This window comes from Seonamhaeicola sp. ABD4_340 (assembly GCF_056312135.1).
The window spans coordinates 312,143-334,246 of sequence record NZ_CM149981.1; the positions used below are offsets into that span (position 1 = coordinate 312,143).

General features: G+C 31.5%; 24 protein-coding genes. 8 read left to right on the forward strand and 16 right to left on the reverse strand.

What is annotated here, in order from left to right; translation table 11 throughout:
* Positions 1–17 precede the first annotated feature (17 nt).
* The 4 genes from ACYX4H_RS01330 to ACYX4H_RS01345 all read left to right on the forward strand — a co-directional run bounded on the left by ACYX4H_RS01330 (position 18) and on the right by ACYX4H_RS01345 (position 2,983).
* Entirely contained in the window at positions 18–431 is a 414-nt protein-coding gene (locus ACYX4H_RS01330) for a DUF6691 family protein (RefSeq protein ID WP_476237421.1), read from the forward strand.
* 1 nt (position 432) lies between these two features.
* Positions 433–1,233 carry a sulfite exporter TauE/SafE family protein gene (locus ACYX4H_RS01335; protein ID WP_476237422.1) on the forward strand — a complete coding sequence of 267 codons (801 nt, stop codon included), beginning with the start codon at positions 433–435 and terminating at the stop codon, positions 1,231–1,233.
* Positions 1,234–1,301: 68 nt separating this feature from the next.
* Complete coding sequence (locus tag ACYX4H_RS01340) at positions 1,302–2,711, forward strand: MBL fold metallo-hydrolase (RefSeq protein WP_476237423.1); 1,410 nt, start codon at positions 1,302–1,304, stop codon at positions 2,709–2,711.
* Between the two features lie 2 nt (positions 2,712–2,713).
* Positions 2,714–2,983, forward strand: coding sequence for a heavy-metal-associated domain-containing protein (locus ACYX4H_RS01345; RefSeq protein ID WP_476237424.1), 270 nt, complete (start codon positions 2,714–2,716; stop codon positions 2,981–2,983).
* Here ACYX4H_RS01345 and ACYX4H_RS01350 read toward each other — a convergent pair whose 3' ends face one another.
* From ACYX4H_RS01350 to ACYX4H_RS01415, 14 genes are all read right to left on the reverse strand, one after another.
* Entirely contained in the window at positions 2,984–3,259 is a 276-nt protein-coding gene (locus ACYX4H_RS01350; RefSeq protein WP_475295392.1) for an ATP-dependent Clp protease adaptor ClpS, read from the reverse strand.
* A gap of 27 nt (positions 3,260–3,286) precedes the next feature.
* On the reverse strand, positions 3,287–4,333 hold the full coding sequence (locus tag ACYX4H_RS01355) for a lactonase family protein (protein ID WP_476237425.1): 1,047 nt from the start codon (positions 4,331–4,333) through the stop codon (positions 3,287–3,289).
* A gap of 3 nt (positions 4,334–4,336) precedes the next feature.
* Positions 4,337–5,170, reverse strand: coding sequence for a 50S ribosomal protein L11 methyltransferase (prmA, locus tag ACYX4H_RS01360; RefSeq protein WP_476237426.1), 834 nt, complete (start codon positions 5,168–5,170; stop codon positions 4,337–4,339).
* A gap of 38 nt (positions 5,171–5,208) precedes the next feature.
* On the reverse strand, positions 5,209–5,841 hold the full coding sequence (locus ACYX4H_RS01365) for a response regulator (RefSeq protein WP_476237428.1): 633 nt from the start codon (positions 5,839–5,841) through the stop codon (positions 5,209–5,211).
* On the reverse strand, positions 5,831–7,732 hold the full coding sequence (locus ACYX4H_RS01370) for a tetratricopeptide repeat-containing sensor histidine kinase (protein WP_476237429.1): 1,902 nt from the start codon (positions 7,730–7,732) through the stop codon (positions 5,831–5,833). Before ACYX4H_RS01370 ends, ACYX4H_RS01365 begins: the two co-directional genes overlap by 11 nt.
* A 108-nt stretch (positions 7,733–7,840) precedes the next feature.
* Entirely contained in the window at positions 7,841–8,704 is an 864-nt protein-coding gene (locus tag ACYX4H_RS01375; RefSeq protein WP_476237430.1) for a hypothetical protein, read from the reverse strand.
* On the reverse strand, positions 8,701–9,711 hold the full coding sequence (locus tag ACYX4H_RS01380) for a LamG-like jellyroll fold domain-containing protein (protein WP_476237431.1): 1,011 nt from the start codon (positions 9,709–9,711) through the stop codon (positions 8,701–8,703). Before ACYX4H_RS01380 ends, ACYX4H_RS01375 begins: the two co-directional genes overlap by 4 nt.
* Positions 9,712–9,721: 10 nt before the next feature.
* Positions 9,722–10,348, reverse strand: coding sequence for an outer membrane beta-barrel protein (locus ACYX4H_RS01385; protein WP_476237432.1), 627 nt, complete (start codon positions 10,346–10,348; stop codon positions 9,722–9,724).
* 12 nt (positions 10,349–10,360) lie between these two features.
* Positions 10,361–11,731, reverse strand: a complete 1,371-nt coding sequence (locus tag ACYX4H_RS01390; protein ID WP_476237433.1) for a hypothetical protein — start codon at positions 11,729–11,731, stop codon at positions 10,361–10,363.
* A gap of 215 nt (positions 11,732–11,946) precedes the next feature.
* Complete coding sequence (gene tpiA / locus ACYX4H_RS01395) at positions 11,947–12,696, reverse strand: triose-phosphate isomerase (RefSeq protein WP_476237434.1); 750 nt, start codon at positions 12,694–12,696, stop codon at positions 11,947–11,949.
* A gap of 82 nt (positions 12,697–12,778) precedes the next feature.
* Positions 12,779–13,270: a TlpA family protein disulfide reductase gene (locus ACYX4H_RS01400; RefSeq protein ID WP_476237435.1), complete on the reverse strand. Its 492-nt coding sequence runs from the start codon at positions 13,268–13,270 to the stop codon at positions 12,779–12,781.
* A 48-nt stretch (positions 13,271–13,318) separates the two neighbouring features.
* Positions 13,319–14,395, reverse strand: coding sequence for an ABC transporter permease (locus tag ACYX4H_RS01405; protein WP_476238620.1), 1,077 nt, complete (start codon positions 14,393–14,395; stop codon positions 13,319–13,321).
* Between the two features lie 6 nt (positions 14,396–14,401).
* Complete coding sequence (locus ACYX4H_RS01410) at positions 14,402–15,733, reverse strand: BT_3928 family protein (protein WP_476237436.1); 1,332 nt, start codon at positions 15,731–15,733, stop codon at positions 14,402–14,404.
* Between the two features lie 23 nt (positions 15,734–15,756).
* Positions 15,757–16,293, reverse strand: coding sequence for a DUF1599 domain-containing protein (locus ACYX4H_RS01415; protein ID WP_476237437.1), 537 nt, complete (start codon positions 16,291–16,293; stop codon positions 15,757–15,759).
* 122 nt (positions 16,294–16,415) lie between these two features.
* On the opposite strand from ACYX4H_RS01415, the gene folP reads away from it, so the two are divergent.
* From folP to ACYX4H_RS01435, 4 genes are read left to right on the forward strand one after another with little or no spacing between them, the layout of a single operon-like run.
* Complete coding sequence (gene folP / locus ACYX4H_RS01420; RefSeq protein WP_476237438.1) at positions 16,416–17,246, forward strand: dihydropteroate synthase; 831 nt, start codon at positions 16,416–16,418, stop codon at positions 17,244–17,246.
* Positions 17,247–17,251: 5 nt separating this feature from the next.
* The gene (locus ACYX4H_RS01425) at positions 17,252–17,908 is read left to right on the forward strand and encodes a hypothetical protein (protein ID WP_476237439.1); all 657 of its coding nucleotides are present in this window, start codon (positions 17,252–17,254) and stop codon (positions 17,906–17,908) included.
* 36 nt (positions 17,909–17,944) lie between these two features.
* Positions 17,945–18,730: a diadenylate cyclase gene (locus ACYX4H_RS01430; RefSeq protein WP_475295401.1), complete on the forward strand. Its 786-nt coding sequence runs from the start codon at positions 17,945–17,947 to the stop codon at positions 18,728–18,730.
* A 6-nt stretch (positions 18,731–18,736) separates the two neighbouring features.
* Entirely contained in the window at positions 18,737–19,522 is a 786-nt protein-coding gene (locus ACYX4H_RS01435) for a DUF3667 domain-containing protein (protein ID WP_476237440.1), read from the forward strand.
* A 7-nt stretch (positions 19,523–19,529) separates the two neighbouring features.
* Here the strand turns inward: ACYX4H_RS01435 and ACYX4H_RS01440 are convergent, their stop codons facing one another.
* Together ACYX4H_RS01440 and truA are read right to left on the reverse strand one after the other, a co-directional pair.
* Positions 19,530–21,296 carry an ABC transporter ATP-binding protein gene (locus ACYX4H_RS01440; protein ID WP_476237441.1) on the reverse strand — a complete coding sequence of 589 codons (1,767 nt, stop codon included), beginning with the start codon at positions 21,294–21,296 and terminating at the stop codon, positions 19,530–19,532.
* The gene (gene truA / locus ACYX4H_RS01445; protein ID WP_476237442.1) at positions 21,289–22,041 is read right to left on the reverse strand and encodes a tRNA pseudouridine(38-40) synthase TruA; all 753 of its coding nucleotides are present in this window, start codon (positions 22,039–22,041) and stop codon (positions 21,289–21,291) included. The genes ACYX4H_RS01440 and truA overlap by 8 nt, the downstream gene beginning before the upstream one ends.
* Positions 22,042–22,104 lie beyond the last annotated feature (63 nt).

Here is a 22,104-nt window from a genome sequence, read left to right on the forward strand (position 1 = left end):
CATAAATTCTAATCAAAATGAAATTTTTAAAATTTTTAATAGTTGGTATTATCTTCGGAATAATATTAGTAAAATCTGAAGCCGTTTCATGGTACAGAATTTATGAAATGTTTAGGTTTCAATCCTTTCATATGTACGGTATTATTGGTACTGCTATTGCCTCGGGTATCCTATTTCTTCAATTAGCTAAAAAGGGCATTATAAAAAACATTCATGGTGAAAAAATAATGGTTCCTAAAAAAAACAGAAGTTTTGCTCGCTATATTATTGGCGGTACTATTTTTGGTCTTGGTTGGGCTTTAATTGGTGCTTGTCCTGGGCCAATGTACATACTTTTAGGTACGGGCGTAATTAGCATGCTAATTGTAATTGCTGCTGCACTATTAGGTACATTTTTGTATGGGGTTTTAAAAAACAAACTACCTCATTAAAATGGATAACACGCAAATTTTAGGCTATATTGGTGCCTTAATTGTTGGTTTGGTGTTGGGTTTAATAGGTGGCGGCGGTTCTATTTTAACAGTACCTTTGTTGGTATATCTTTTAGGCTACAACCCTATTATTGCTACAGCTTATTCATTATTTGTAGTGGGTACAACATCATTGGTTGGTACATTTCAAAAATATAAAAAAGGGTTAGTTGATGTTAAAACGGGGTTAGCCTTTTCGTTTCCATCATTTGTAGCTGTATATTTATCTAGGCGCTATTTAGTACCAAACATTCCAGATAGCCTTTTTTCAATAGGAAATATTGAAATAACTAAAGAAATGGGTATCATGATTTTCTTTTCAATAATCATGCTTATTTCTTCTATTTCTATGATAAAAAACAAGAAACAAAAAAACAATGTTACCGGTAGCAGTCAGCCTTATTACAAAACCTTTGTACAAGGTGTAACAATAGGTACAATTACAGGAATTATTGGTGCTGGCGGCGGTTTTTTATATGTCCCCGCTTTGGTTCTTTGGGCTAATATACCCATGAAAAAAGCCGTTGGCACATCTTTAATTATAGTTACTATTAATTCTTTAATTGGCTTTACAGGTGATATGCAAACGCTAGCTATAGATTGGTTTTTTCTGCTGTCATTCACCATTACATCTATAATTGGTATCTTATTAGGTGTTTACCTTTCAAAATTTATAAGCAGCAAAAAACTTAAAAAAAGCTTTGGAGTTTTCACCCTAATAATGGCTATTTACATTGTTTATAAAGAAACTATTCTAAAGTAATTTATGTGACTTAAGTCACACTCATAACATACACACTTTAGTAAATTTGAATAAGAAAAAATTAAAAAATGAAAATAGAACAAATATATACAGGATGTTTAGCACAAGGTGCTTATTACATAGAATCTGAAGGCGAAGTTGCCATTATTGACCCATTACGCGAAACACAACAATATATTGATAAAGCAAAAAAAGAAAATGCTACAATTAAGTACATTTTTGAAACGCATTTTCATGCCGATTTTGTGTCTGGCCATATTGATTTAGCAAACAAAACGGGCGCTACCATTATTTTTGGACCCAATGCTAAAACAGATTATGATGCCTACATTGCCAAAGACAATGAAACTTTTAAAATTGGCAACATAACTATAAAAGTGCTTCATACACCCGGGCATACTCTAGAATCTGCTACTTATTTATTAATTGATAAAAACGGTAAAGACCACGCTATTTTTTCGGGTGACACGCTGTTTTTAGGTGATGTTGGCAGACCAGATTTGGCTATAAAATCTGATTTAACAAAAGAAGATTTAGCAAGTATGTTGTATGATTCACTTCGAAATAAAATAATGCCTTTAGCCAATGATGTTATTGTTTACCCTGCCCACGGCGCTGGTTCTGCTTGTGGTAAAAACTTAAGTAAAGAAACTGTTGGTGTTTTAGGAGAGCAAAAGCAAACAAACTACGCCCTTAGAGCAGATATGACAAAAGATGAATTTGTAAAAGAAGTGCTTGATGGTATTTTACCGCCACCACAATATTTTGCAAAAAATGCGCAAATGAACAAATCTGGTTATACCAGTTTTGATACTGTTTTAGAAAAAGGTGACGTAGCGCAAAACCCAGAAACGTTTGAAAATATAGCCAACCAAGAAGGCGCCTTAGTTTTAGATGTAAGAACCGAACAAGAGTTTGTTAAAGCACACATACCTAATTCAATTTTTATTGGTATTCATGGTGGTTTTGCACCATGGGTTGGTGCCTTAATTACAGATTTACAGCAACCTATTTTATTAATAACGCCTGAAGGTAAAGAACAAGAAACTGTTACAAGGCTATCAAGAGTAGGTTATGATAATACCTTAGGCTATTTAAAAGGAGGTATTGAAGCTTGGAAAAACGCAGGAAAAGATATTGAATCTATTGAGTCTATTTCAGCTGAAGAATTAGCGGATAGAAATAAAAAAGATACTATTAAAATTTTAGATGTTAGAAAAGATGGGGAATATAAATCTGAACATTTAAAAGGAGATAACGTACATCATTTTCCGTTAGATTATATTAACAATAATATGAATACTATTGATAAAAAATCTAATTATTACGTACATTGTGCAGGTGGTTATAGGTCTGTAATTGCAGCATCAATTTTAAAAGCTAGAGGTTTTAATGTTATTGATATTGCTGGTGGATACGCTGCCTTAAAAAAAACAGATTTACCAAAAACAGATTACGTATGTCCTTCAACGCTATAAACATGAATACTACAATACAAATACAAAACTTAAAATGTGGTGGTTGTGCAAATACAATCACCACTAAATTATCTGAATTAGAACTTGTTGATAATGTAACTGTTAACAATGAAAATAATAGTGTTTCATTTTCATATGACAATGAAGAAACACTTAATACAGCAAAAAAGCTACTTGTTAAATTAGGATACCCTGAAGTTGGTGCTAATAATGCTATTACTACAAAAGCAAAATCTTTTGTTAGTTGTGCTATTGGCAGAATGCAAAAGTAATTACACTATTTCTGCGCTTAAACCGGCGTTTAACAAGGCTGTACAACGTGGTTTTAAATCATCATAAGCTCCTGTTTTTACTGTGCATTTTCCTTTGTAATGTACAATAATTGAGCATTGTTCAGCTTGTTCAGGCGTATGCTCACAAGCTGTTATTAATGTTTCTATAACGTGATCAAAAGTATTTACGTCATCGTTATATAACACAATTTCGTTTGAATTAGCCTCTTTTTCTAAAACGCTAAATTGTTCTTGTATTTTTTCATGTGTACTCATAGCAAGTCAAATTTATAAAAAAATACGTTACAAAAATTGCAAGCATGATATAGATTTTAATTTTGGTGCAGAAAATACTCTTTTTAGCAGCCCATTTTCAGTATTAATTTTAAAAACTTCAATTGTAAAAGAATCTTGATTAGCCACCAATAACCAATTTCCGCAAGGTGAAATTTCAAAATCTCGCGGCGTTTTACCATAAACATCTTGAACTCCAATACGTTTTAAAACACCTTCCTTTTCAAAAAAACTAAATATTGTAATGGTTTCACTTCCGCGATTAGCGCAATATAAAAATCTACCATTTTTTGATAGTTTTATGGCTGCGCTTGATGGTGTATCATTATAATTTTCTGGTAGAGAATTTACATTATTTATAACTTCAAACCTATGATTGTTTAATTTTAATATGGAAACATCACCGGTTAATTCATTCATTAAAAAACCAAACAAACCGTTAGGATGCATTACTAAATGTCTTGGACCGCCACCTAAAGGTGTATTTATTCTATAAGCCTCTTTAAGCGTGTTTTTAGCTTCAATAGCATATACAACAACCTTATCTAAGCCTAAATCTGGCACAAAAATGTGGTTATTATGTTCATAAACCATGTGAGTATGTGGGGCTTCTTGCCTAGTTTTATTAACACTACTACCTTTATGCTGTAAAATTTGCGAATGTGCATTTATAGAGCCATCATCATTTAATTGATACACATGAACATTCCCTGTCCAATAACAGGCCACCAGTAATGTTTTATCATCATTTATTAAATTGATATGACAAGGTAAACCACCCAAAATGGGTTGTTTATTTATAAGCGTTAAACTTTTATCTTCATTTATTTTATAAGCTAATACCTGCGGATTTTTTTCTGGCATCACCTCTTGAAAACTATATAAATACTGCTTGTTTTTTGAAGTTACTAAATATGCGGTGTTTATATTTTCATGAATATGCAAAGGTGTTAAACTACCTGTAATTTCGTTGAATTTTAATGTTGAAATACCTTTACCAAAACCTTCTAAACCTGGTAAAACTTCGGTTGTGTATGAGCCCGCAAACAAAATCATATGCTATTGATATTTTAATGCTACCCAATTGTTACGCTCAAAAGTTTCTTGTAGTTTAAGGTTGTTTTTTGAAACCTCAGCATCAATAGTTGGAATGTCGTTATTGTAAAATCCGCTTAAAAATAAGGTGCCACCTTTGTTTAAACAAGTTGTGTAGGTGTTCATATCTTGAAGTAAAATATTTCTGTTTATGTTGGCTATAATTACATCGTATTTTTTTCCAAGTAACAATGATGCATCGCCTTCAAACACTGAAATATTTGAACAATTATTCCTTTCAACATTTTCTAAACTGTTTAAATAGCACCAATTATCAATATCAATAGCATCAATAGGTTTGGCGCCTTTCATTTCAGTTAATATAGCTAAAACACCTGTACCACAGCCCATATCTAACACCGATTTATTTTTAAAATCTTCTTTTAAAATATGCTGTATCATCATATGCGTAGTTTCATGATGCCCGGTACCAAAACTCATTTTAGGCTCTATAACAATATCAAATTCAGTATTAAATTTTTCGTGAAACGGTGCACGAACTGCACAAACATCATCTACAATAATTGGGTTAAAATTCTTTTCCCATTCAGCATTCCAATTGGTTTGTTCAATTTCAGAGAAAGTGTATGTAATTTTAAACTCATTTGAATTTAAAATATTAATATCATTTAAAATAGCATTGTGCCATTCATCTTTTTGAATGTAAGCTGTAACGCCTGTTTCGGTTTCAACAAAGCTTTCAAAACCAGCGTAACCTAATTCTGCGATAAGAATTTCGGTAGCTGGTTGCAAAGGTTCTACTTTAAACTCGTAACCAATGTATATGATGTTTGACATAATCTATTTTATTTAGAGCACAAATATAGAAGTTAAAACTACAACAGTTCTTTTTCAATAGCTATTTTAATAATACCAACACTATTTTTTGCACCTAATTTACTCATTATATTCATACGATGGGTTTCAACTGTTTTAGGGCTTATAAATAACTTTTTTGAAATTTCTTGAGTAGTTAACTCTTCAGAAATAGCCACTAACACATCATGTTCTCTTCTAGTTAAATTTGGTTTTAATCCGTTATCTGAAGTTGTTCCTGTCTGACTCAACAGCTTCTTATGGATATCCTTTTGTAGGAAGAGTTCTCCTGAAAGAACAGTAGTTATGGCTGTTAGTAATTCTAACTTATCTGTATTTTTAAGTAAATATCCGTGAACGCCATTTTTAAGCATGCGTTTTACAAAAGAAATGTCTTCAAAATTGGTGAGTCCAATAATTTTTAAATCTGGTTGCTTTTTTAACAATTGCTTACTTAAGTCTATGCCGTTTATATCTGGTAAATTAATATCTAACAATAACACATCTGGTTGGTCTTTAGGGATACTTTCTATGGTTTCATTGGCGTTTTTATAAGTCCCCACAAAAGTAACTTCTGGTGTATTTTCTAACATTGACACTATGCCTTGTAACACCATTTCATGATCGTCTGTTATCGCTATTTTAATTACCATTTATCTTGCTTTTATCAATATCTATTGTATATGAAGTTCCCTGGTTATTCGATATAAAATCGGTTGTAGCATTTAAATAATCTACTCTAGACTGTACATTACTTAAACCAATACCACCACTTTTAACGTTGTTTTTATCAAAACCTTTACCATTATCTTCTACTGTGATTTGTATAGTATTGTCTCTAGAACTTATTTGCACATCTATTTGAGAAGCTTCTGCGTGCCTAATAGCGTTAGTTACCAATTCTTGAATGATTCTAAAGGCGTTTACCTCAGCTTTTTTTGGAATTTCAATAGTCTCTCCTAAGTGTTGAAATGTAATTTCTAAATTTTGAGTAACCTCATTTAAGTTACTACAATATACTTCTGTAGCCTCTAATAAATTGAAACTTTCTAATGAGGGCGGAATTAAATTATGAGAAATAGCTCTTACTTGTTTGCATGAATCATCAATCATTGTAATAGCTTCTTTAATTACATTATTATTCATTTCTAGGAGTGAAGATAATTTATACTTAATAGCTGCTAAATCTCCATTTACGCCATCATGTAATTCTTTAGCAACACGATGACGCTCTTTTTCTTCCCCTTCAATTAAAGATTCTAATGTTTTTATTTGAAACTCTCGTTTAAGTGTTAGTAATTCTTGATTTTTTTGTTTTTGGCGTTGTTTGAATAAAAATACCAATAAAGTTGTAGCTATGACCAAAAACACAATAGCCCCTAACATATAGTTGTTCTGGGTTTTCTTTTTTTGAATTTGAGTTTCTTTTTCTTTAAGTTCTAATTGTTGGGTAGCAATTTCTTTGTCTTTTTTAGCTGTTTGGTATTTTTTATCTAAATCATTAACTTTTTCCTTAAACTCAATACTTTGAATACTATCATTTAGCAACCTACCTTCTTTGAGATATTTGTAAGCATTACCTAAATCTCCTGAGTTTTCATACACTTCTGCAAGAGCCATTAAACAAAGTGCCTCATTACTTTTTGATTTTATTTCTTTGGATAAGATAAGAGCTCTTTTCAAATTCCCTATTGACTCATTAAAGTTACCTTTAGAATCATAAAGACTTCCTAAATCATAATAAGACCCTAACAAAGGAAGTTTTTCCCCCATTTTCTTTCGTATATCTAAGGCTTTTAAAAAATTTATTTCCGCTCCTATATAGTTTTTTTGAGCCTGTTGAATAAGCCCCATATTTCTAAGTTGATAGGATTTTACAGACAAGTTCTCACCATTCTTACTTAAATCATACCCTTTCTCAAAATAATTAAGTGCTATATCTAAACTATCTAAATGCTTATAAACAATTCCTAAATTACTATATATTAAGCCTAAGTTATCCGGATCTTTGGTTTTTAGATAGGATTTCTCTACTTCTTTATAATACTCCAGTGCTTTTTTGTATTGTCCCATCTGGTCATAGATAGCCCCAATAGCATTCATATTCATTAGAGCATTCTCTTCATTACCAGTTAACTCACACAATTCTAAAGATTTTAACAAAAAATCTATAGCGTTGACCTTATCATCAAGAAACATATAACTTACTCCTAATTGATAATATGCCGGAATTAAGTTTACAGTATCCTTTTTCTTTTTAGCATAATCTTCATAATCTAATAGTAGATTTAAGGCTTTTTTAGAATCTCCCAAGACTCGATACACCCTGGCATAATTAAATTGAGATAACATCTCTAACTCCTTATTTTTTATTTCCTTGCTTAAAATAGCAAGTGAATCATTATACTTTAAAGAGGTTTTAGGGGAGCTGTAAATATAGCTTCTTACCAAATCATTGTAAATACTACATTTTTTCACTTCACTCTTTTCTATTAATAATTGTTGTTCTAAACTATCCGTAACAGATAATGTTTGTGCTAACATTAATGAGCTAATGAGACAACAAAAAATGATAAAAACAAAAGTTCTATTTTTCAAAAGGATTAATTTTTAAGTATTTAAATGTAATAAAAATAAGGATACTACTTGAGCTTAATTACAAATGTCACTACCACCAATAACCCATTTGTTATCGTTAATATAGAAGGCACCATCTTCTGTATAACGTTCTATAGGCATATAATTGACTTCGCCTGCATTAGACACCAATCTAATCACCATATAACCTTTGATAATCATGAGGCTCCAAAGTCCTATACCTTTACTATTGCTTGAAGATACTTCACCATCAAAAGCACCACCACCAGCACTTAAATCTGAATAACCATTAAATGCAAACTGGCCGTTAGAACAAAAGTTAATGGTAACTTTACTGTTAGAACCTATACTTATACTTCCTCCATAATTAGAAGCATAATGGGAACTGTATTTTACAAGTTTTCTTCCTTTAAACATATTGGCTTTTTGCTTTGCCAAACTATTCATAAAAGGTAAATATGTTATAGATTTTGAAATTTCAACAGCTAAATCTTGATAGGTATCTTTAAATGCTTGTTTAGGCACCAAAACAAGTGTCATTACTCCACCAATTTGCCAAAGTTTACTTTTAGATACTACTGCCACTAAAATAATTTCTTGCCCATTGCTATAACTGCCTTGGTAAAGTGCTATATAGTTTCCATTATCTAGCTGCATAATATCTGTGGCCAAAGCGGCTTGCATACCATCTTCTTGTATGGTTTCTTGCATGTTTTGTAATATAATGTGTTCGTTTGCCCACCCATGTTCTATTAGCATAATAGCAGCTTGCTCATTAGAATTACTTAACATAATTTGTCCGTAATTTTCTTCTTGTACTTGCCAACCAACAGGCACAGAAGCTTTAATTGCTATGCCTTCAAATTTTGTTTGTGAAAATGCAGACATGCCTAGTAAAATAAAAATTAAGAATCTCATTGTTTTACTATTTTAAACACTTTAGGTTTTGAAGCATCTTTAGCTTGAACAGACACAAAATATAAACCAGTTGCTTTATCCGTCATATCTATTTTCAACTTTGAGGACGCATTGTTGTATATATTTAAGACTTTCCCCTGAATATCTGAAATAGTAATTTTTGTATTCTGTATTGCATCACACTGAATATTTAAAGTTTGAACTACAGGGTTTGGATATGCTTTTATTGTGTTTTTGGCTAACACCTCATTTACAGTACTTAACACACCTGTACATTTTCCATTGGCTCCGGCATTATAAATATTTTGAATTTCTGTTTCAGTCAGTGCTCGATTATAGACACCTACTTCATCTATCTCTCCAGAGAAAAAGTTAGCGTAATCGTTTAAAGCCCCGTTAGGGTTGTGATATTGCCCTCCAATGGTTAAAGGTAAACCTACAGTACTTGACGGACCATTAGTAAATGTTTCCCAACCAAAATGAAAACCATCTGCATAAATAGAATGTTGATTACCTTGTCTCACATAGACATAATGGTGCCATTGAAAGTCTTCGAAACTTGGACCAGTTAAAACAATGTTTGCTCCTGTATTATCTTCAAAAATGCATTGGAAGGTGGCATTTTCAAAACGCATAGAAAATACTGTAGGTACATCGGTAGGTACATAACCTCCTCCTTTGGCAATAACCTGTTGGCTTACTGTTGCGAAACCTGTTTGTTTTGCCCAAAGTTCTACCGTAACATCTCCAGTGATGTCTAAATCTGGGCTATGTGGCACTACAACCACATCATCTACGCCATCAAATAAGAATGATTTACCCACAACACCTGTGGTATATAAAGTGCCGTTGGTAGTACCATGATTATTACCTAATGAATCGTTTGCATTATCTTCTGCTTTCCACCAACTTATTAAATTATTTGGTGGTGCTACACATTGCGAAAAGCTTAAGAAACTAGTGCAGCAAAAAACACATACCAGTAAAACAAAATATTGTTTCTTCATAACAATTGATTTAGTTAAAACTGTAAGACAGTCCTATTTGAATGTTATTAATCTTTAAATAATTATCACTATCACCTCTATCTAATAAATTAGTTTGCCCCCAATCATATCTAGCATCAATTGATATTTTCTCTGAAACATCGTAAGACAATCCAAAGTCAATTGCAAAATTGGTAGATTTCACGCCTTCACCAGTATCTAAAAGAAACCCTAAACTTGGACCTGCTTTGGCTTTGAACTTATCTGAAATATTATAGGAAGCTAAAACCGGAACTTGTATTTGATTAAAATCTTTAACTACCACAAATCTTACTTCTGGTAATAATTCTAATTTATCAGCTAAATTGATGTCTGCTAAAGCTAGTCCTAAATAAAATCCTGTTTCACTAGACGTCTCACTAAAATCTAGTGTTGAATTAATTGAACTATTATATGAGGTGATAGATTTAGAGTTAGTGAATTTTGTACTTAAATCTGTGTCTGTTGGTTGCTCATCTGTGGGAGTTTCTGTATGTATTGTACTTACAGCATAATCAATATACATTATGTTTACCCCTCCTGTTACTTTCAATTTTTGTGCAAAAGTTAACGATGTTACAAAGCACATTAATACTGTTAGTTTGATTATTGTTTTCATTTTTTCTGGTTTTTAATTTGTTGTTATTATTGATTCTGTGTTTATTTGATAATCTTCTATTCTTATGTCTTCTACCTCACCTGTACACAAACAAGTGGTTGTTTCCCATATGGTTTGTACACTAGTATCATTAAAACTGGCACGCTTAAGAATTGATTTCTTATAGTCATCACTTTCTGTAAACCAATAGACATGCTTATTTTTGATATCTAACTTCATTCTATGTGGTAAAAATTGAGAAGTTACAGGATGATTTTGTGCTATTTCTGCAAAATTTAAATTGACATCTAATCCTTTTAAACTTGAAGTACCTACGGTGTAATATCTACTACTTCCTCTATCATAAGACAGTATCATATAAATAATATCATTAGAAATATCTACTGCTATATCATGTATTTCATGACCATCTGTTTTAAAAATGGCACTACTTTCTAAATCGGTAGAACTTTCTGGGTCATAATAATACAAGCTATATCTATCATGCATTATTAAAAATGGTTGTTCACTGTCTTCTACCCATATCTTTTTAATTGCATTAGCTCTGGTAGCATTCTCAACTTGAGCCAACATGGTTTTATTACTACCATCTGCATTCATTTTATAAAGTCTATGATTACCTATTTTGTTTAAATCTGCGCCTTCTAAAAAATAATACACCTCTTGCTTTGTCTGATTTTTTGCTAATGCACTGAAAATGTAATTTGAAGTTGATACATTTTTTATTTCACGTCCTCCTGTTGAAGGATTTACAGATGTAATATTAACATCTAGACCAGATTCTGTAGAACCAACAAGTAATTCATTGTATTCTGGAAAAACTATTAATGATTTACCATCTGTAACATCTTTTGATAATAAGGTTTCTTGGGTTGTTGCATCATTATAAATGTCTACCCGCATAATACTTTCGTACTGTCTATCAGAGTAAAACAATTGATAATTAATTGCTTGTTCTTCTTCGGTTTCTGATGCAATACACTCTATAGTTATTGTAGTAGATGCATTATTATCATTTGCATCTCTAAAAAGAAAATTAATGGAATAAACTCCGGGTGTAGTTGTTGAGAAATTACCTGTTAAATCTAATACTTTGTTGTTATTACTAAAATTGCTTTCTACATCTGCATCAACTAAATTTCCGTTAGCATCTGTTATTGTAAAAACACCAAAAACAACTGCATTATTATCTGTAGCTATGGCATGAATTTCTATAGAATTGGGTGATAAACTAGCGTTTTCAAGATGAAATGTTACATTATCAATTGGTGTGATAATTTTTATAACTGGGGCTTCATCATCACCTTCAAGAGGTTCTGTTTTACAACCAACAAATGAAATAGTTGTAATTGCAAATATTAAAAGAAACTTAAAAATTTTCATAAGGTTAAAATTGTTGATTAATAACTGATTGCAAGTTACTTTCAACCTTATAAAAAAATCTAAGGGCATTCACCCAGATTATAAAAATCAGGGAATATCCTTAGAAATTTGTAAAACAAAAAAAGCGCTCAAATTTTAAATTTTGAACGCTTTTTTATTTAGATGTTATTTGTGAAATGCTGAAACAAGTTCGGCATTACAAGAATATCTTTAATCTAGAATGCATTTACAATAGCAAAGAAATCTTCAGCTTTTAATGATGCTCCACCAATTAAACCACCATCAACATCTGGCTTAGAGAAAATTTCTTGTGCGTTGGCTGGCTTTACACTTCCACCGTAAAGAATTGAAACGCTATCAGCTACTTCTGCTCCGTACTTGTTTTCTAACGTTTTTCTAATAAAAGCGTGCATATCTTGTGCTTGCTCTGGTGATGCAGTTTCACCTGTGCCAATAGCCCAAACTGGTTCATAAGCTAAAACTATTTTATTAAATGCTGATGCTTCTAAGTGAAACAACGCATTTTTAATTTGATTTTCTACTACGGTTTCTTCGTTTCCAGATTTTCTATCGGCTAACTCTTCACCAAAACAGAAAATAACGGTCATATCATTTGCTAAAGCAGCATCAACTTTTTTAGCTAAAAGCTCATCAGTTTCATTAAAATATTCTCTACGCTCACTGTGCCCTAAAATAACAATTTCTGCTCCAACACTTTTAAGCATGCTAGCGCTAATTTCACCAGTATAAGCACCGTTTTCAGCAAAATGCATGTTTTGAGCGGCTACATGAATATCGGTTGATTTTAAAACTTTATAAGCTTGGTATAAGTTTGTAAATGTTGGCGCTACAATTACTTCAGCGTTTGAAGTTTTTGTTTGGTTTGCTAAATCTGCTAATAACGCTTCAGTTTTTGATAAATCGTTATTCATTTTCCAGTTACCGGCAACAATATTTTTTCTCATAATTCCCATCCTAACCTTCCCAAAGGGAAGGAATTTGTTTATTATAGTTAATTATTATTTTGAATTTGAGATGCTAAAGTACTTAATTTTTAACAGCTTTAATAAGATTTTTGTCATCAGCTTCAATAACATTAAATACAACGATTTCGCTGGCTTTATTTACAACCATATATCTGGGTATCCAACTTATATTTACAAAGTTTGCAAACTCACAATCTTTACCATTAGGCATGTAGTAGTGGTCTCCTTGTATATTGTATTTTTCAATACCCTTTTTCCAGGCAGCTTCTCCTCTATCTAATGATAAAAACACATACGCTACATCTTTATAATTTTCTTGTAAAGCTTTAACTTTTGGCATGTTTTTTATACAATCTCCACACCAAGATGCCCAAATATCAACAACAATGGTTTTGCCTTTGTGCTTGTTTAAAATAGATTGAAAAGTTACGCTTTCACCATTTAACGTTACAAACGTATCATTTAAAGCTGCATCGCTAAATGTTTTTGGGTCTGGTGTTTTACAACTTAAAAAAGTTACTATTACTAATAGTATTACATATATTTTTTTCATTATTTGATTTTTTTTAGATGTGATTCCCGCCAAAACGGAGATTAAAAATTACTTCAATTTTACTTTAGGATCTAACCAAGCGTAAATTAAGTCGACAAATATATTAATCATTACAAATAAGGTAGCAATTACTAAAACTGCTCCCATTATTACTGGTAAATCTAGCGTGTTTAGTGCGTTAACAATTTCTTTTCCTAAGCCATTCCAACCAAAAATATATTCTACAAAAACAGCGCCTGCTAGCATTGATGCAAACCAACCCGAAATGGCGGTAACTACTGGATTCATTGCGTTTTTTATGGCGTGTTTTTTTATAATTTGAAACTCAGATAATCCTTTAGCTCTTGCGGTTCTAATATAATCTTGATTAAAAACTTCTAAAAGAGAATTTCGCATTAGTTGAATTACAACGGCTAACGGACGAATACCCAACACCACCGCTGGCAACACTAAATTTTTCCATTTTATGTGCATGGCTTCTCCAAAATCGTCTAACTCATAAAGGCTTCCCGTCATTTCCAAATTCGTGTATTCATGTAAAACGAAGCCAAATAACCAAGCAAATAAAATAGCGCTAAAAAATGATGGCACACTCATACCTAATGTGCTTACCACTTGTATAAATTTATCTAACCATTGGTCTTTATACAACGCTGAAATGATACCCAAAACAACACCTAAAACAATAGCTATAAAAATGGCCGAAACTGCTAGTACAAAAGTATTGGGCAATGTTTCACCTAAAACTTGGGTTACTTTTTTGCCTTGTTTTGTGAAAGATTCTCTTAAATATGGAAACTTTAAAACAGTTGTTGTATTTCCAATGGTAAAAAGTGGCTTAGCAGTGTATTTTCCAGATTGTAAAGCAGTGTAATCTTCTTTATTTTTTGAATGAAATGACAGTGGCGATAAGTCATTTAAATAGTAAACATATTGTATTGAAATAGGCTTATCAAATCCATATTTCTGTTTTACTAATTTAAGCTGTTCTGTGTCTTCATTTTGACCTAACATCATTTGCGCCGGATCACCCGGGAGCACATTAAACAAAAAGAAAATAACAGTTACCACACCAAATAATGTGAGTAAAGCGTAAATGATTTTATTTAGTAAGTAATTTATCAGTTGTTACTATTTATTTGAAACTACAGAATCCTTATTTTTTAATTCCACTTGTATAATATTGTAATAAGATGTATTATTTTTTTTGTTAAATTCCTCAACTGGCTCCATATCCTTGTATAGAGATACACCTTCTACCTCTTCTTTACTTAAGGCTTTGAACTCTTCCTTTGTCGATAATTTTCCATCAATAAAAATTGCAACATTATCTAAATCCTTATCAATATGCTCAACTTGTTTCACCTTAGGTAATTCAAAACCTTCCAAATCATTCCAGTGTACTTTTTGTTTAACAGTACCTTGGTCTAACTCTAAAATACCAGGGTTTGAACGTACTACAGTTTTAAGCGCTTTTTCATCACATAAATACCAAGTAACATCTAAACCAAAAGCTTCATTTATACGTTGCTTAACATCTTCACCCGATGCTGTTAAACCAATAACTTGATAACCTTGTTTTTTAGCGCTTTCAGTAAATGTTTTTAATTTTTTGGCACCTTCCAATTCAATTTTGTCAAGGTTGTATGACACAATAACTACTACATTATCTTGTGTTAAAAAATATTCGGTTAAATCGTCATTTTCACTTTCAATTGAAAAATCATAAATTGGTGGTTCATAACCTTTTTCAATTTCTGTTGTTTCAACGCTAACAAAATCACCTTCAACTGTAGGATAATCGCCTAATGTTTTAATAATTTTTTCTTGGCCATTAACATTAAATTTCCAAGCATATTCAGTAACTGGTTTTGGTGCATCATCTGGTATACTCATGCCTTCAGCTATATTTTTACCAATAGCGTAACCTCTAAAATCTATAGCTGGTAAATGCATTAAAACATGGTAACCAAACCATAAGCTTACTATAAAACTTAACAATGCTAAAATGGTTGTTTGTAGTTTACTAAATACGGTATTTATATGTTTTACGCCAACAAAAAGTATTATAATAAGCACCAGCAATACAACATCTTTTGTAAAGCTTTCCCATGGTGTTAGTTTAAGGGCATCACCAAAGCAGCCGCAGTCTTTTACTTTATCAAAATATGCCGAATAGAAGGTTAAAAATGTGAAGAAAAGTATCATTAAAAGTAAACTCCAAACGGTAAATTTTGGTTTATATCCTATTAAAAGAAATACGCCCAAAACTACTTCAAAAACCACAACAAAAACAGATATTAGTAATGCGTAAGGTTCTAAAAATGGTATATTTAAAACATCGGCGCTAAAATATTCTTGGAGTTTATATGAAAACCCAAGCGGATCATTAAGTTTTATAAATCCTGATATTATAAAAAGTACGCCTACAAATATTCTTGATATACTTACTATTGCTTTCATGTAGTTTTAATTTATTTTGAATTTTATTCACTTAAGTGAATTAGGGCAAATACCGAATAGTTTATCATGTCTTGATAATTGGCATCAATACCTTCGCTAACCAATGTTTTGCCCGCATTATTTTCAATTTGTTTAACGCGTAGTAGTTTTTGCAAAATTAAATCGGTTAGGCTACTAACACGCATATCGCGCCATGCTTCACCATAATCATGATTTTTATTTTCCATTAATTCTTTGGTAATGGCTATGTGTTTTTCGTATAACTTAACGGCTTCTTCGGTGTTTAAATCTGGCTGATCTGCCACACCTTTTTCAATTTGAATTAAAGCCATAACACAGTAATTAATTATGCCAATAAATTCACTTTCTTGCCCTTCGTCTACCTTTTGTTCTTTGTTTTCTTGCAAACCTCTAATACGTTGTGCTTTTATAAAAATTTGATCGGTTAATGATGGTAAACGCAGTATTCTCCATGCGCTTCCGTAATCGGCCATTTTCTTTTTAAATAAACTTTTACAAGTTTCAATTACAGCAGTATATTGTTTTGAGGTGTTTTGCATGAAATTAATTATGTATTTTGCGTAAATTTCGCTTAAATAGTTCAGAGTTCAAAGTTCTTAGTTCGTATTTATGATTTTATTAAAACTTTAAGCCCTAAACAACCCATTTTGAACCCTTTTTTATGACCATAAACTGCAAAGGAAAACTTATTGATTTATCTACCCCAAAAGTAATGGGCGTTTTAAACCTTACACCCGATTCTTTTTTTGATGGTGGTAAATTTAATAATGAAACAAACATTTTAAATCAGGTTGAAAAAATGTTAATTGATGGTGCTACATTTATTGATGTTGGTGCATATAGTTCGCGCCCAGGAGCCAATTTTGTTAGTGAGCAAGAAGAGCTTAACCGTATTGTTCCTGTGGTTAAACTGATTTTAAAACACTTCTCAAAAACCTTAATATCAATAGATACATTTAGAGCCGAAGTTGCTAAACAATGTATTGAAACTGGCGCTGCTTTAATTAACGATATTTCGGCAGGAAAACTTGACAAAAAAATGCTGAAAACCGTTGCTAGTTCACGTGTTCCGTACATAATGATGCACATGCGCGGTACACCACAAACCATGCAACAACTAACCAGTTATGATGATATTGTTAAAGACCTTATTTTTTATTTTTCTGAAAGCATACAAGCTGCCCACAATTTAGGTATTGCAGATATTATTGTTGATCCTGGTTTTGGTTTTGCAAAAACATTAGAGCAAAACTATGAACTTTTAAATGCATTAGAATTATTAAATATACTTGAAAAGCCCATACTTGTAGGAGTTTCAAGAAAATCTATGATTTATAAATTATTAGAAACCACACCACAAAATGCCTTAAATGGCACTACTGTTTTAAACACCATTAGTTTACAAAAAGGCGCTAACATTTTAAGAGTTCATGATGTAAAAGAAGCCATGGAATGTGTTAAGTTAGTTGAAAATTTAAAAGTTAGAAGTTAGAAGTCATGAAATATTATTTTTTAGTAGTTTTAGTAGTTTGTATTTTTTCCTGCGGAAAAGAAAAAGTAGTGCAATTACCAGAAATTAGTCATTCTGAAATAACAGAAATACAAGATGTATCGGCAGCCTATTTATTTTATGATGAAACTAAAGCCGACAGTGTTGAATTAAACCGAAAAAACCTAATTAGTACCACCAATTGGTTGGTTAATGTGGATAAACGTTTAACCCTAAAACAAGTGATTCCGCATATTAAGTTTTTACAAAACAAAAAGGCAAATGCAGGACACAAAAACGAAAAGGCAAAAAACTATTTTACATGCCATGATATTAGTAAAAACAATTTAGGGTTTGTTGAGTTTACTAATGTGGTTTATAACAATGCCATTTCTAACTTAAAAGCATCAAGCAATGAAATAATTCTAAATTTTAATACACCAAATATTATCAAGATTATAAATATAAAATCAGATACCGTTTCAAAAACAATTTCTAAAAATGAGCTTGCAAATACAATAAAACCTTTTGATTTACCTGAAAACATTATTAAACTTCATTTCAATTCAAATGTAATATTTCAAGATTATATTTCGTTTAAAAAACTCATTTCAACAGAAATAAAACAGGCTAAAATCTCTAACAAAGAATCTATTTATAATTAACCTTATTTTATTAAATTTACCAAAACCATTATTCTATTGGACATCTTTAAAGACATTTTAAACCTTCGTTTTATAGATTATCTTGATGTTGTAGTGGTAGCGCTCCTACTCTACTACCTTTACAAATTAGTTAAAGGCACCGTAGCCATTAATATTTTTATTGGTATTATTATAATTTATGGCGCTTTTAAGCTTACGGGGTTTTTAGATATGCAACTTCTTAACGGCCTATTAAAAGGCTTTATTGAAGTTGGTATAATTGCTTTAATTGTTGTGTTTCAACCAGAAATTAGAAAATTTTTACTCATGGTTGGATCTACCAATTTTGGACACAGATTTAAGTTTTTGCAGCGTTTTAAATTTTTAAAAACCGATGCCACAAGTACTACTGATGTTAATGCTATTATTGCAGCTTGTAATAAAATGTCTATGTCTAAAACTGGTGCTTTAATTGTTTTTGAACGTAATAATAACCTAGATTTTTTAACACAATCTGGTGATGAAATGAACATTAAAGTTACCCAACCCATTATAGAAAGTATTTTTTTTAAAAACAGTCCGCTACACGATGGTGCCATAATTGTAAGCAATAATATTGTTAAAGCAACCCGTGTAATTTTACCCGTAAATAACGAAAAAAACATACCACAACGCTTTGGTTTACGCCACAGAGCTGCTATTGGTATTACTGAAAAAACCGATGCGTTAGCACTGGCTGTTAGTGAAGAAACTGGGCATATTTCGTATTTTAAAGATGGTGATTTTATTGCTTTTGAAGATACTAGCCAACTTATTTCTGCCATAAAAAAAGATTTAGCTTAATAACTTATGAAATGTAAAAACTGTAACAGCACCTTAAGAACCGATTATAGTTTTTGTCCAGATTGTGGCGCTAAAGTAATACGAAGCCGTATTACTGCTAAAAGTTTAGTTTTTGATTTTTTTGAACGCTATTTTAATCTAGACAATACATTTTTTACCACACTTTGGCATATGCTAATAAAGCCACAAGCTGTTTGTTGTGGCTATATTACTGGTTTGAGAAAAAAATATTTAAATCCAGTGAGTATGCTTGCTATATCATTAACAGCATCGGGTTTTGTAATGTTTTTAATGAAAAAAGTAGCTTGGGAAAACATAGACTTTTCTAAAATAAGTTATGCCCAAACTAGCGGCCAAAATATGGGCACCGAAAAAATAATGGCCGCAACTATGGAGTACAGCTCATTTATTTATTTCTTATATATTCCTATAATTGCTTTTGCTAGTTACGCCGTTTTTAACAAAAAAAATTACAACTACCCAGAGCATATTATAACTGCTATTTACGCACTTACAAGTTTTAGTATTATTTCTACTATTTACACTACAACTTTACTGCTAACAACACCGCAAGCCTTTATTGACACTGCACTTATTTATACAGCTGTTATGGTTTTATTTTGTTTATATGTAGCTTATAAAAATGCACCCACAAAAAAAACATCACTACTATGGCGTATTCCTTCGTTTTTAATAATAGTTTTTATGGGCTATATTTTTAGCTCAGTTTTTATGTTAGCTATGTTATTTATTACCGGTGAAATTACGGTACAAGATTTTATACCCAAATAATAAATTACTACGCTACATTTTCTTCTTGTAGAAATTGCACTTCGTAAAGATTTTTGTAGTAACCGTTTTCTTTTTTAAGAAGTTCGTGGTGCGTACCTTGCTCAACAATATTACCAGAATCCATTACAATAATTTTATCGGCTTTTTTAACTGTTGCTAAACGGTGCGCAATAACAATAGATGTACGCCCTTTTGTAATTTTTTCAGTTGCATTTTGAATGAGTTGTTCTGAATACGAATCTACTGAAGATGTTGCTTCATCTAACACCAAAATACTTGGGTTTGTAACATAAGCTCTTAAAAACGAAATTAACTGTCTTTGTCCAGAAGATAACATAACACCACGCTCTTTAACGTTATAATTATAACCATTTGGTAAACTCAAAATAAAGTCGTGTATTCCAATATCTTTGGCTGCTTGATGCACCTGTGCTTCAGTAATTTCAGGATAATTTAAGGTTATGTTATTCAAAATAGTATCAGCAAATAAAAACACATCTTGTAAAACAACCGCTATTTGAGTTCTTAACGATGCTAAAGTTACATCTTTAATATTGGTGTTATCTATATAAATATTACCGCCTTTAATTTCGTAAAATCTACTTAACAAATTTATAATAGTAGATTTTCCGGCTCCTGTAGCACCAACAATAGCAACGGTTTCTCCTTCTTTCACACTAAAAGAAATGCCTTTTAAAACATCTTCATCTTCAACATAACTAAAATGTACATCATCAAATTTAATATTACCTTTAAAATGGTTGGCCACAATACTACCGGTATCATCAATTTGCGATGTAGTATCTAGCACTTTAAAAACACGGGTTGCAGCTACCATGCCCATTTGTAGTGTATTAAATTTATCTGCTATTTGGCGTAAAGGCCTAAAAAGCATGGGTATAAACATTATAAATGCCACTAAAACACCTTTAGTTACAGAGCCTTCAACTACATTTAAACCACCATACCACGCAACTAAACCAATGGTAACAGATGACGCCAAATCTGCAATAGGAAAGAAAAATGAATTGTACCATACAGTTTTTAACCAGCCTTTTTTATGGCGTTCGTTAATTTCTTTAAACTTTTTATATTCGGTAGCTTCGCGCGTAAAAAGTTGTAATATTTTCATGCCCGTTATACGCTCTTGCACGAAAGAATTAAGATTTGAAACCTCGGCTCTAACTTCTTCAAAAGCTTTTTTCATATATTTTTGAAATACGCGTGTGGCGTATAGCAAAACTGGCAGCATTAATAGTACTATTAGGCTTAATTTCCAGTTTGTGTAAACCATAACTCCAAATACAACAAGCATGGTTAAAATATCTCTAAAAATCATGAAAAGTCCTTGCCCAAAAATATCGGCAATACGCTCCATATCTGTAACAGACCTTGTAATTAATACACCTACCGAAGAATTATCATAATACTTCATTTTAAATTTTAGTAGGTGATTAAACAGTTTTGTTCTTACATCTTTTACTAAGTTTTGCCCTAACCATGCGGCATAATAAATAAAACCTAACTGAAAAATGGTTTGTAAAATTAAAACCGCAAACATTATTACCACATAAATTAAAAATGTATTGGGTTTGTTTAATGCTATACCTTTATCTATGGCATCTTTGGTTAAATATGGTGTTGCAGCACTTAATCCTGCTAAAAGAATTACTAAAACAAACAGCCCTATAAAAATACTTTTGTAAGGTTTTATATATTGAAAAAGGCGCTTAAAAAGCACAAAATCAAAAATACTTTCTTTCTTTTTAGTCATTATTTAGTGTTATACTTTTTGGGTATTCTACATTAATTAAATATAAAGCATATGCAGGTACAGAATATCCAGCTTCGCTTCGGTTTTTTGATGCTATTATTTTATGCACATCATCTATGGTAATTTTACCTAAACCTACATTTATCATGGTGCCCACTACTGCCCTAACCATATTACGCAAAAACCTATCAGCTTGAATTACAAAATGAAGTTCGTCATCTTTAAAAAACCATTGTGCTTTCATAATATCACAATTATACGTTTTTACATCGGTATTTGTTTTAGAAAAGCATTGAAAATCTTTATAATTAAATAAAACATCTGTGGCTTTTTGCATGTTTTCAACATTTAAATCTTGCTTCATAAACAACGCATTATTATATGAGAACACGTTTTTTTTTAGCGTAATTCTGTACAAATAGGTTCTGCTTAAAGCATCAAAACGTGCGTGTGCATTAGGGTTTACTTCAAAAATACGTTGTATAGCAATATCTTTTGGTAAAAATGCATTGAGCTTGTAAGCTAATTGTGTTTTACTAAAAGTTACATTTGTATCAAAATGTGCAAACATTTGTGAGGCGTGTACACCTGTATCTGTACGGCCTGCACCAACAATTGCTGTAGGTTGCTTTAGTAATGTTGATAATGCTTTTTCTATAACTTCTTGCACCGTAATTGCTGTAGGTTGGTTTTGCCAACCATGATAGGCGCTTCCGTTATAAGATAGTTCTATAAAATACCTCAAATTGTTTTAATACATTTGTTGAAACAGCAAAGATATATAGTTTTAAGATTCTTTGTACTGTTG

What these genes read in the sequence shown, in the direction of transcription:
- ACYX4H_RS01330 (WP_476237421.1), top strand. Translation starts at nt 18, where the DNA reads ATGAAATTTTTAAAATTTTTAATAGTTGGTATTATCTTCGGAATAATA.
- ACYX4H_RS01335 (WP_476237422.1), top strand. Translation starts at nt 433, where the DNA reads ATGGATAACACGCAAATTTTAGGCTATATTGGTGCCTTAATTGTTGGT.
- ACYX4H_RS01340 (WP_476237423.1), top strand. Translation starts at nt 1,302, where the DNA reads ATGAAAATAGAACAAATATATACAGGATGTTTAGCACAAGGTGCTTAT.
- ACYX4H_RS01345 (WP_476237424.1), top strand. Translation starts at nt 2,714, where the DNA reads ATGAATACTACAATACAAATACAAAACTTAAAATGTGGTGGTTGTGCA.
- ACYX4H_RS01350 (WP_475295392.1), bottom strand. Translation starts at nt 3,259, where the DNA reads ATGAGTACACATGAAAAAATACAAGAACAATTTAGCGTTTTAGAAAAA.
- ACYX4H_RS01355 (WP_476237425.1), bottom strand. Translation starts at nt 4,333, where the DNA reads ATGATTTTGTTTGCGGGCTCATACACAACCGAAGTTTTACCAGGTTTA.
- prmA (WP_476237426.1), bottom strand. Translation starts at nt 5,170, where the DNA reads ATGTCAAACATCATATACATTGGTTACGAGTTTAAAGTAGAACCTTTG.
- ACYX4H_RS01365 (WP_476237428.1), bottom strand. Translation starts at nt 5,841, where the DNA reads ATGGTAATTAAAATAGCGATAACAGACGATCATGAAATGGTGTTACAA.
- ACYX4H_RS01370 (WP_476237429.1), bottom strand. Translation starts at nt 7,732, where the DNA reads ATGTTAGCACAAACATTATCTGTTACGGATAGTTTAGAACAACAATTA.
- ACYX4H_RS01375 (WP_476237430.1), bottom strand. Translation starts at nt 8,704, where the DNA reads ATGAGATTCTTAATTTTTATTTTACTAGGCATGTCTGCATTTTCACAA.
- ACYX4H_RS01380 (WP_476237431.1), bottom strand. Translation starts at nt 9,711, where the DNA reads ATGAAGAAACAATATTTTGTTTTACTGGTATGTGTTTTTTGCTGCACT.
- ACYX4H_RS01385 (WP_476237432.1), bottom strand. Translation starts at nt 10,348, where the DNA reads ATGAAAACAATAATCAAACTAACAGTATTAATGTGCTTTGTAACATCG.
- ACYX4H_RS01390 (WP_476237433.1), bottom strand. Translation starts at nt 11,731, where the DNA reads ATGAAAATTTTTAAGTTTCTTTTAATATTTGCAATTACAACTATTTCA.
- tpiA (WP_476237434.1), bottom strand. Translation starts at nt 12,696, where the DNA reads ATGAGAAAAAATATTGTTGCCGGTAACTGGAAAATGAATAACGATTTA.
- ACYX4H_RS01400 (WP_476237435.1), bottom strand. Translation starts at nt 13,270, where the DNA reads ATGAAAAAAATATATGTAATACTATTAGTAATAGTAACTTTTTTAAGT.
- ACYX4H_RS01410 (WP_476237436.1), bottom strand. Translation starts at nt 15,733, where the DNA reads ATGAAAGCAATAGTAAGTATATCAAGAATATTTGTAGGCGTACTTTTT.
- ACYX4H_RS01415 (WP_476237437.1), bottom strand. Translation starts at nt 16,293, where the DNA reads ATGCAAAACACCTCAAAACAATATACTGCTGTAATTGAAACTTGTAAA.
- folP (WP_476237438.1), top strand. Translation starts at nt 16,416, where the DNA reads ATGACCATAAACTGCAAAGGAAAACTTATTGATTTATCTACCCCAAAA.
- ACYX4H_RS01425 (WP_476237439.1), top strand. Translation starts at nt 17,252, where the DNA reads ATGAAATATTATTTTTTAGTAGTTTTAGTAGTTTGTATTTTTTCCTGC.
- ACYX4H_RS01435 (WP_476237440.1), top strand. Translation starts at nt 18,737, where the DNA reads ATGAAATGTAAAAACTGTAACAGCACCTTAAGAACCGATTATAGTTTT.
- ACYX4H_RS01440 (WP_476237441.1), bottom strand. Translation starts at nt 21,296, where the DNA reads ATGACTAAAAAGAAAGAAAGTATTTTTGATTTTGTGCTTTTTAAGCGC.